Raw genomic sequence first — 9,906 nt, 5'->3', positions numbered from 1 at the left:
GCCCACTCGTCGTCCGTCAGATCTCCCCGCCCCACCAACAGAACGATGCTCCATGAGGCAGGGCGCGTCACCAAGATCCGCCGGACAGGCCCTAGTCTCCTTGGGTGCCTCCCGACGGATCGCACCAACGCCGCCATGTGCCTAGTGCTCGACGGCCGCGCCTGGACGGCAGCCGGCATGACCCGGCTTGCCGGGGTGGCGCCGTCCAACGCGAACAGCCACCGCGACCGGCTGGTGGCCTGCTCGGCGAACACCGCGCGGGCCGGCAAAGCGGGCCGACAACGTATCGGCAGCGTATCGAAAACTGCATACGCGTCGGCAACACCCCGTTCCCTTGAATGGATGCATGACCTACAGCGAACCAGTGGGAATCACCGTTTTCGGATGCGGGCGGGACGAAGCCGCACGGTTCCGGGAGCTGGCGCCCCGATTCGGAGTGACGCCGACAATCACAGAATCCGCGGTGTCGGAGAACAACGTCCACCTGGCATCCGGAAACCGGTGCATCAGCGTCGGACACAAGACCAGGATCACCCCGGCGACAATTCGTGCGCTGAGCCGAGTCGGCGTCTCCTACATCTCCACAAGAAGCATCGGGTACGACCATATCGACGTGGATTATGCGAGCCGTTTCGGCATTTCTGTCGGGAACGTCTATTATTCCCCCGACAGTGTCGCCGACTACACGGTGATGATGCTGCTGATGGCGGTGCGCCACGCCAAGTCGACTGTCCGCCGTGCGGATGTGCACGACTACCGGCTGCACGACGTACGGGGGAAAGATCTGCGCGACCTGACCGTCGGCGTGGTCGGAACGGGGCGCATCGGCACGGCCGTCATGGAAAGGCTCCGCGTCTTCGGATGCCGGATATTAGCGTACGGAAATCGTGCCGGTGAATCCGGTGATCGCGACGACGAGGTGTCGCTCGATGAATTGCTGAGGTCGAGCGACGTTGTCACGCTCCATGCGCCGCTCAACGCCGAGACGCACCACCTCCTCGACCGTGAACGCATCCAGCGGATGAAACCCGGCGCGTTCGTGGTCAATACCGGGCGCGGTGCCCTCATCGACACCACCGCGCTGGTCGCGGCGCTGGAGGACGGGTGCCTGGGCGGTGTCGCCCTCGACGTCGTCGAGGGCGAGGAAGGCGTGTTCTACGCCGACCGACGGAACGCACCCATCGACAGCAAGCCACTGCTTCGGCTGCAGGAAATGCCGAATGCGTTCATCAGTCCGCACACCGCGTATTACACGGACCGCGCCCTGAGCGACATGGTCGAGAACTCGATCACCAACTGCCTGGAATTCGAAAGCAGGAATCAGCATGTCTGAGGCCAAACTTCAGGTCGGAATCCTCTTCGGCGGCTGCTCGGAGGAATACCCCATCTCTATCAAGTCCGCGCAGGAGATCGCGCGAAACCTCGACCCGGATAAATACGAGCCGTACTTCATCGGGATCACGCGCAACGGTGCCTGGAAACTCTGCGAGGGCCCCGCCGCGGACTGGGAGAGCGGCGCATACCGGACCGCCGTGCTGTCCCCGGACCGCGGCGTGCGCGGACTGCTCGTCCTCGATCAGGGGAAGTACGAGACGATCGGCCTGGATGTCGTGGTGCCCGTCCTGCACGGCAAGCTCGGGGAGGACGGCGCGGTCCAGGGCCTGCTCGAGCTGTCCGGAATCCCGTACGTGGGCTGCGACGTCCAGAGTTCCGTGCTGGGCATGGACAAGTCCCTCGCCTATGTCGTCGCCGCCGGCGCCGGAATTGCCACGCCGAATTTCTGGACGGTCGCGGCGGGCGAGAGCATCGACGCCGATCGGCTCACCTATCCCATCTTCGTGAAGCCGGCCCGCTCGGGATCGTCCTTCGGGGTCAGCAAGGTGGCGAACGCGGAAGAACTGCCGGCTGCGCTGGACGTCGCCCGGCGGTACGACACGAAAGTCCTGGTCGAGGAGGCGGTCGTCGGCAGCGAGGTTGGATGCGCCATCCTGGGCGGCGGAACGGACCTGACCGCGGGAGAAGTCGACCGCATCGCCCTGTCCCACGGATTTTTCCGGATTCACCAGGAGGACGAACCCGAGACCGGCTCCGACAATTCGACGCCGATCGTCCCCGCTGATATTCCGGCTGAATCCCGGGCACGCGTCCAGGAAGTGGCGAAGGCCGTCTACCGCGCCCTGGGTTGCGGCGGACTCGCCCGCGTGGACCTGTTCCTCAAGGACGACGGACAGGTCGTTCTCAACGAGGTCAATACATTCCCCGGCATGACCTCCTACAGCCGATATCCGAGGATGATGGCCGCCGCCGGGGTTCCGCTGCCCGAAGTGATCGACCGCCTGGTGACCGGGACGCTCGCCCGGCCCCTGACTCCGACGGAGCAGGCCGATGCGTAACGACTTCGTCTTCATAGACGAGTTCATACCCGGGATCCGCTGGGACGCCAAGTACGCCACCTGGGACAACTTCACCGGAAAACCGGTCAACGGATACCTGGCCAATCGCATCGTCGGCACCAGGGCCTTGTGTGCGGCACTGCAGAGCGCGCGAGAAGAGGCGGCCTCGCACGGATTCGACCTCCTTCTCTGGGATGGCTACCGCCCGCAACGTGCCGTGGACTCTTTCCTGCGCTGGTCGGAGCAGCCGGAGGACGGCCGCACCAAACACCGCCACTACCCCAATATCGACCGGCCCGAGATGTTCGAGAACGGATACGTGGCCGCCAAGTCGGGCCACAGCCGCGGCAGTACCGTCGACCTGACGCTGTACCACCTGGACAGCGGCGACCTCGCTGCCATGGACGGCGACCACGACCTGATGGACTCGATCTCGCACCACGGAGCGGAAGGAATCTCGCGCGCCGCGGCGGACAACCGCAGGCGTCTTCGCTCCATCATGGAGACCAGCGGATTCAGCTCCTACGCGTGCGAATGGTGGCATTACACGCTCAAGGACGAGCCCTACCCGGACACCTATTTCGACTTTCCCATCACACAGGTGAGTCTGGGATGAATACGACGAGGCTCCGGTGGTCCGGCCGGAGCCTCGGCGTCCCCGGACGCCGAACGGAGAAAGCGAGCCCCCCAGAGCCACCACCTATCGCTGGCATATTGAGAATCGCATACGCGCCGGCAACATCCCGCCGCCTTCACTGGAGCCATGACTCAGAGCCAGCCATCCCCCGCCCCGCACCTCCTCTCCCTCGCCGAGATCGCCGCGCTCGCCGGCGGCCGGGTCTCAGGTGACGCGACTGTCACAGTGAGTGCGCCAGCCGTACTCGACAGCAGGCACGGCGAACCGGGCGGTCTCTTCGTCGCCATGGTCGGTGAGCGCGTCGACGGCCACGACTACGCTGCCCACACCCGTGCGACCGCCGTGCTCGGTTCACGGCCGACACCCCTCCCCACAGTCGTCGTCGATGACGTACCGGCCGCACTGCAGACACTCGCCGCCCACGCCGTGGCCCGGCTGCGCGAGCGGCTGACCGTCGTCGCGGTGACGGGCTCGCAGGGCAAGACCAGCACCAAGGACCTGCTGTCTGTGGTCCTTTCGGGCGCCGGGCCGACCGTCGCCACACACGGTTCGTACAACAACGAACTCGGCGTGCCCCTGACCATGCTGCGCGTCGACGCGCACACCCGCTTCCTCGCCCTCGAAATGGGCGCCCGCCACCTCGGCGACATAGCCCACCTCACCGGCTTGGTCGCACCCGACATCGCGGTCGTACTCAACGTCGGCCAGGCCCACATCGGGGAGTTCGGCTCGCGCGAGGCCATCGCAAGGACCAAGGGCGAACTCGTGCGCGGCCTCGCACCCGGCGCCACCGCCGTCCTCAACGCCGACGACCCCCGCGTCGTCGCGATGCGCGCGCTGACCGACGGGCCGGTCCTGACCTTCGGCCGCGCCGAACACGCCGACGTGCGTGTCCAGGACCTGGTCCTCGACCGCCTGGGCCGGGCGACCTTCACGCTGCGCACCTCCGGCGCCTCGGCCCGTGTCGCGCTGCCATTCGTGGGCGCCCACCAGGCACTCAACGCGGCGGCCGCCGCCGCGGCGGGACTCGTGGCTGGCATCCCCCTGCTCACCTCGGCGGTGGCCCTCAGCACCGCCTCACTGTCCAGGTGGCGCATGGAGCGCCGCACCCTGGCCTGCGGCGCGACCCTGCTCAACGACTCCTACAACGCCAACCCCGACTCCACCCGAGCCGCCCTGGACACGCTCGCCGCGATCGCGGGCCGGCGCCGTATCGCCGTACTCGGCGCGATGCTCGAACTTGGCGCCGACAGCGAGACCGAACACCGAGCAGTGGGCGAGTACGCAGCCGCGCGCGCCGACCTGGTGGCCGTCATCGGCGAAACCGCCCGTCCCGTCGCCGACGCCGCGGGGGAGCGGGCGGTCGCGTTCACCGACAACCAAGCAGCCGCCGCCTGGCTGTGCGAGAGCCTCACAGGCGGCGACGTCGTCCTCGTCAAGGCATCGCGCGGCGCCCGCCTCGACGAGGTGGCTGCCGCACTCGGGTAACCGTGCGGCGCGGGCTCAGCGACTGCGCCGACGCATGTACAGGTCGAAGGCGCGGTAGACCAGCGGTCGCAGCGGCAGATCCCATTCCCCGACGTACCGCACCGCCCGCCCCCCGGTGCCGACCTTGAACCGGATCAGGCCCACATGCGGATCAGCGGCGTCGAGCGTCGGCGTGATGCCCCGCAGGTCGTACACGTCGCAGCCCGCCGCCAGGGCGTCACGGATCATCGCCCACTGGCACGCGTTGGAACCCCGCACCTCACGTTTGGCCGTCGAGGAGGCACCGTACGAGTACCAGGCGTGTCCGCCGACCCGCACCAGGATCGTCGCGGCCACCAACTCGCCCTCGTGGCGTGCCAGATAGAGCGCGATCCGCCCGGGATCCTCGGCGCTCAACTCCGCGAACATCGTCTCGAAGTACGCCAGTTGCCGCGGCGTGAATCCATCGCGCGTGGCGGTGTCCACGTAGAGCTCGTGGAACGCCGCGAGGTCCGACGCGGCACCGACCGTGACCTCGACCCCCGCCTTCGCGGCCTTCTTGATGTTGCGGCGCCACTGCTGGTTCATGGCCTTCAGGACGTCGTCCTCGGACCTTCCCACCAGCGGCACCTCATACGTGAACTGCGGCTGCCCAGCCCCGAACCCGTCCTCAGGGCTCTGCGGCAGCCAGCCGGCCGCCCGGAGCCGTCGGCTCACCTCGGCACCAGTCGGATCAACGTGCCCGTCGGGGAGTCTGGTGAGCCGACGCACCCCCGGATCGGCCACGCCGTCCTTGACCTGCGCCGCATCCCAGGTGTGCGTCCGCACCGGCGGGCACAGCCGGATCGCGAACGCGCCACGGGCCTTGAGATATGCCGCCAGCGGGTCGAGCCACGCACCGATGTCCCCGGACCAGTCGATGTCAGGACCCCACGGCACATACGCAAGCGTGAACCGCGACAGCCCCGGCACCGGCCGGTGAAGGACAAGCCCCGCCCCCACAAGCCGCCCGCCGTCGAACCAACCGAGCGACTCACTGCGCCACTCCGTCTTCACCCGCCCCCATGCCGGGGTCTGCACAAAGTTCACCGACCGCCGCGCCCGCACGAAGGCCAGGTGCTCGGCGTCGCTGATCGGCGCGACGGTCAGCGTCACAGGGAGGGACAGGGGTGCTGGTTCGCGGTAGGACATGACGCCAGTCAATTCGGCCCTGTGTTGCCGGTGCGTATCCGCTTTTCGATACGCTGACGATATGCGCCGCTCGGGCGCTCCGCGCCTGTCACAGATCGTGCTGCTCACCGGTCCGGCGCCACAGCCGCGCGCACCGAACCGCCCAGGCCGGACACGGCCCCGGCCACCGCGTGCCTGGCACCCGACCCCGCCGACCGGCTCACCGCGAAGGAGCTGACCGCCGCATGGTGACCCTGCGCGCACTGACCTCCGACGACGCCCCCGCCCTCACCCGCGTCTACAGCGGCGCATCCATCCGGCACACCACCGGCAAGGCCCTCACCCTCGACCAGGCCCAGGAGAAGGTCCGCGCAGCCCTCGCCCGAGCCGCCGAAACCCCGCGTGCACAGTGGTCCTGGGGCATCCTCGCCGCGGACGGGATGATCGGCCTGATCGCCCTGCGCCGACGATCCCCGTCCATGGGCACCATCAGCTACATCCTCCGCGAGGACACCTGGGGCAACGGCTACGCCACCCACGCCGCCCAACAGGTCGCCGCCCTCGCCTTCACCACCGCCGGACTGACCCGGCTGGAGGCCATGCACCACCCCGACAACCCGGCCTCCGGCCGCGTCCTGGCCAAGGCCGGATTCTTCCGCGTCGGCACATCCGACCGGTACACCGAGGACGGGTCCACCGTTCCGTACGAACTGTACGCGCTGGAGACCGACGGCATCTGAACCAGCGCAGGCGCAGGGCCACAACGGCATGCCCCCCGATCGACCGATGACGGCCCATAAGGCCCGCCACCGCAGGTACGGTCAGCTTCACGGCGCCAAGACGGCACACACCACCGAACCCAGGGGGCCAATGAGCGTGGAGAGCGAACCGCAGAGCATCCCGTAGGAGGCCGTGACACAGCTGATCAGCGACGACGTCTTCTCCCTGGCAAAAGGGGCGACACGAAAGACCCCAGGCACCACACCGCCGGCACGGACAACTCCGCCGCCATCAGACACCCGCACCCCTCCAGCTGTTACCAGGGCACCCAGACTGGCCCGAGCGGCATCAGGACGTCCGGCGAAACAGCGAAGAACAGCCCCGTCCGGTCAAAGGACGGTTCCCGCATGCCCACCCCTACCAGCGCATGCCGAGGTGGTCGAGGTCGGCTTGGCGTTCCGCACTGAGCTTGGCCGCCCTTTTACGGACGTTGTCGAGCCAGGTGCCGAGCTTGACCCCCACGGGCTCTCCAGTACCTGCCTGACGGCTTCCCGGCCCCGCAATACCCTCCGCTGCTCCTTCCAGGTGCTCGGTGTGTTTGCGGGGTACCCGCAAGTGCCCCTCGCGGGCGTGGAACTGCTGTGCCGCACGCAGGTTGAGTGCCCACATATCGTCCTGCGTCCGTTTCACCAGCCGTTCTGTCTCCTCGGCGGGTTCGATTCCGAGGACGTTGTCCAGGAGCCATTGCTGTGCGGGCAGCAACTCCTCCCACCCGTGCCGCTGCGCCGCAACCCACCTCCCGAGGTCTTCGCCCTGCACGATCACTTTGCCGACCACCACCGGCAGGGCCCCGCCGTTCTGGAGGAGGTTCTGGACGAGCCGGAAGCAGCGTTGCCACCCGGTGTCCCATACCGGGCACCATCCCGGGTCGATGTCCTCCAGCGCCGCGTGCCGCGCCTCGGTCAACGTACCCGCACTGCTCTCGACAGCCAGGCCGGCCTGCCGCCGCTGCGCATTGGCATCCGTGGTCCGGGCGGCGTATCGCTGGTTCTTGACCCAGGTCCCGACCGGGTATCCGCCCCAGACCGCGGTCGCGGGCGGCAACAAATGCCCGTGCACCGTGGCCCAGGCGCGGGCGGCGGTGAGGCCTTCCTCGAAAGCGACGTCCTGGTGCGACCACACCATCCCCAGCCCGTCGAGCTGTTCCACCCGCCCCGCATCAAGACGCCCCGCCTTGTGGGATTTCCGCTGGTCGGCGAGCCATGTCCCGAGCGGGAACCCGGCCGGCACCCAGTCGTCCGGGGTGATGTAGTCGTACGGCACCCGCAACTGCTGCGCCCCGGTCTCCTTCACATACCGCACGCATGCCTGGATACCGCGCCGCCAGAACGTGTTTTCCGGCTCGATGACCCGCAGCTTCACGAACTGCGCCAGCAGCGCCGGGTCACGGGGTGTGCTGAACTTCAGCAGCTCCCGCGCGGGCGCACTCGGCACCCGCTCACCCACCGGCAAGGCCCACTCGCCTTCCCGCTCAGCTTCCGCCTCGCCCTCCTCGGCTCCTTCCGGGTGCCAATTCCCGCTTCGGATACGGGGATCGGCGAGGTGCTCGATCGTGTCGGTGTCGTGCGCCCGCAACGCCGAGAGGACCTTCGCGAGGGCTCCGTAGGCATCCGAGGTCAGCATTTCGTCCGGACTTTCACCCGGAGCGAGAAATACGGGAACAATCAGAGAAGCAATCTTCCCTGCCCCCGGCTTAATCCGCAGAGCCCGTCCGACCATTTGCACGATATCGACCATCGACCCCCGCGCATCACAGAATGCGACGGAATCACAATTCGCGGTATCGACACCCTCGCCCAGCACCTTCACCGAGCTCAACACCCGCAACGCCGCCGGCACCAGACCCCGCCCACCAACACCACCCTCCACCAGCTGCGCCTGGTCCTCGATGACGTCGGAGGCGAACTCCTTCAGTACGGCGCGGCGGTGGGCTGGGGGGTGTTCGCCGTACAGCCAGTCGGCCCGTACCCGCCCTGGCTCCGGGTAGCGTCGCGGATCGTCTTCCCACAGCTTCCTGGCCGCGTCCACTACACCTGTGGCCATGGCTTCGGCTTCACTGACCCGGCTGTGGAACGTCAGGACCTTGCGCAGGTTCTCTTCGGCGGCCGCGGTCACGAGCCCGGTCTGCAGCGCCGCGAGCCGTGCTCCGCGTGCGGCGTCCGACCCGTACCCGGCCTCCTGGCGCAGCTGATGGAACTCGGGATCGCTGATGTCGACGCACACCACCTGATACGGCGCTACCAGGCCCCGGCTTACTGCTTCGGAGAGTGTCAGTTTGTACGCGACCGGTCCGAACACGGGTGATGCCGGGTCCATGCTCGCGATCAGCCGCGGCTCCCTGCCCTCACCACCCTGAGCGTGCTCGGGAGCTTCCCAGATCCGGGCCGTCGCCGTCATGTACAACCGCCGGGTCGCCGGCATCTTCGCCTGGTCGTGCACCGCAGCCCACGGCTTCCCGGCGTACCCGCTCGTTCGGTGCGCCTCGTCGAGGACCATCAGGTCAAACGCACCCAGGCCGACAGCATGGGCGTTCTGGAGGATGCCGAGGCCGACGGCGGCGTACGTGGCGAATACCGTGACCCGCTCCAGACCTCTTACCCAGGAGACGAGTTCGCCAGGGTCGGTCGTGCAAGGCACACCGTCGGAGTCGTCGGCCCGGAGTGAGCAGACCCCGATCATTGCCCCTGTACGGCCTCCTTCCCGCCATGCGGCCGCGGTCTGGGTCAGTAGATCCAGCGTCGGGACCAGGACCAGGACATGCCGCGCGCCGAGTTTCTCGGCGGCCGCGACGGCGATCAGGGTCTTCCCGGAGCCGGTCGCGGCGATGACCTGGGTCCGCAGCCCGTCGGCCGACAGGTGTCCGCTCGCAGGTGTCTGAAGCGCTCTCAGGACTGCGTCGACTGCCTCTACCTGATGCGGAAACAACTCCTTCAGCGTCACCAGAAATTTCCTCTCCTCGACCGCTTCAGATATATTTCCAAGCCAGAATGACTCGGATCCATGTGCAGCAACATGCATTTTCAGCGACAACCAAGACACAGACAATCGACCCCAGGGACAGCAGCAGGGCCTAGGCTCACACTCCTTAATCTAGCTGGACATCAAGAGTGACGCATATCGACTGCAGAAGTGTTTGCGAACCGCCAGCTGTCATCTGCGCAGGGCCGCTCCTGTCAACCCCCGAACCCTCTTGACAGGGACTCAAGGGAACCAGGGATCGGGTAGGAAGCCCCGGTCTTTACGACCCGTCACCGCACTCCCAGCAATCCCACCCCAACACCTAGCCAGCCAAGGGCCGTGCGGAGCATGGCCCGCCGCCCGGATCGCGGAGCGATCCGGGCGCAGTCAACGAAGTTGACTGCCCGGGCCACGGAGTGGACCGGCAACCCCGGACGAAGTCCGGGAACAACGCACGGAGTGCGTTGTCGCCTTCCGCCGCGTAGCGGCGGCGCGTCGTGT

The 9,906-nt window shown here is 67.6% G+C and carries 7 protein-coding genes; 5 read left to right on the top strand and 2 right to left on the bottom strand.

The features are described from left to right. The first annotated feature begins 346 nt into the window (after positions 1-346). From ACFYY1_RS42695 to murF, 4 genes are all read left to right on the top strand, one after another. The gene (locus ACFYY1_RS42695; protein ID WP_383725883.1) at positions 347-1,333 is read left to right on the top strand and encodes a D-isomer specific 2-hydroxyacid dehydrogenase family protein; all 987 of its coding nucleotides are present in this window, start codon (positions 347-349) and stop codon (positions 1,331-1,333) included. Continuing rightward, entirely contained in the window at positions 1,326-2,393 is a 1,068-nt protein-coding gene (gene vanA / locus ACFYY1_RS42690) for a D-alanine--(R)-lactate ligase (protein ID WP_383725881.1), read from the top strand. The genes ACFYY1_RS42695 and vanA overlap by 8 nt, the downstream gene beginning before the upstream one ends. Next, entirely contained in the window at positions 2,386-3,009 is a 624-nt protein-coding gene (gene vanX / locus ACFYY1_RS42685) for a D-Ala-D-Ala dipeptidase VanX (protein ID WP_383725879.1), read from the top strand. The genes vanA and vanX overlap by 8 nt, the downstream gene beginning before the upstream one ends. Positions 3,010-3,156: 147 nt before the next feature. Next, on the top strand, positions 3,157-4,518 hold the full coding sequence (gene murF, locus ACFYY1_RS42680) for a UDP-N-acetylmuramoyl-tripeptide--D-alanyl-D-alanine ligase (RefSeq protein WP_388595459.1): 1,362 nt from the start codon (positions 3,157-3,159) through the stop codon (positions 4,516-4,518). A gap of 15 nt (positions 4,519-4,533) precedes the next feature. On the opposite strand, the gene ACFYY1_RS42675 is transcribed toward murF, so the two are convergent. After that, entirely contained in the window at positions 4,534-5,688 is a 1,155-nt protein-coding gene (locus tag ACFYY1_RS42675) for a lipid II:glycine glycyltransferase FemX (protein WP_383725875.1), read from the bottom strand. 224 nt (positions 5,689-5,912) lie between these two features. On the opposite strand from ACFYY1_RS42675, the gene ACFYY1_RS42670 reads away from it, so the two are divergent. Then, positions 5,913-6,407 carry a GNAT family N-acetyltransferase gene (locus tag ACFYY1_RS42670; RefSeq protein WP_383725873.1) on the top strand — a complete coding sequence of 165 codons (495 nt, stop codon included), beginning with the start codon at positions 5,913-5,915 and terminating at the stop codon, positions 6,405-6,407. Between the two features lie 397 nt (positions 6,408-6,804). Here the strand turns inward: ACFYY1_RS42670 and ACFYY1_RS42665 are convergent, their stop codons facing one another. Next, positions 6,805-9,387 (bottom strand): Helicase associated domain protein, encoded by a 2,583-nt coding sequence (locus ACFYY1_RS42665; protein WP_388595457.1) that lies wholly within the window; start codon positions 9,385-9,387, stop codon positions 6,805-6,807. Between the last annotated feature and the right edge of the window lie 519 nt (positions 9,388-9,906).

It is taken from the genome of Streptomyces sp. NPDC001890, assembly GCF_042891445.1.
Classification (GTDB): Bacteria; Actinomycetota; Actinomycetes; order Streptomycetales; family Streptomycetaceae; genus Streptomyces.
Note: the sequence above shows the minus strand (reverse complement) of the source record. Positions and strands in the feature narration are given on the sequence as shown.

Bases quoted from the DNA above. Each gene is read 5' to 3' on its own strand.
- ACFYY1_RS42695 (WP_383725883.1), top strand. From the start codon at position 347: ATGACCTACAGCGAACCAGTGGGAATCACCGTTTTCGGATGCGGGCGG.
- vanA (WP_383725881.1), top strand. From the start codon at position 1,326: ATGTCTGAGGCCAAACTTCAGGTCGGAATCCTCTTCGGCGGCTGCTCG.
- vanX (WP_383725879.1), top strand. From the start codon at position 2,386: ATGCGTAACGACTTCGTCTTCATAGACGAGTTCATACCCGGGATCCGC.
- murF (WP_388595459.1), top strand. From the start codon at position 3,157: ATGACTCAGAGCCAGCCATCCCCCGCCCCGCACCTCCTCTCCCTCGCC.
- ACFYY1_RS42675 (WP_383725875.1), bottom strand. From the start codon at position 5,688: ATGTCCTACCGCGAACCAGCACCCCTGTCCCTCCCTGTGACGCTGACC.
- ACFYY1_RS42670 (WP_383725873.1), top strand. From the start codon at position 5,913: ATGGTGACCCTGCGCGCACTGACCTCCGACGACGCCCCCGCCCTCACC.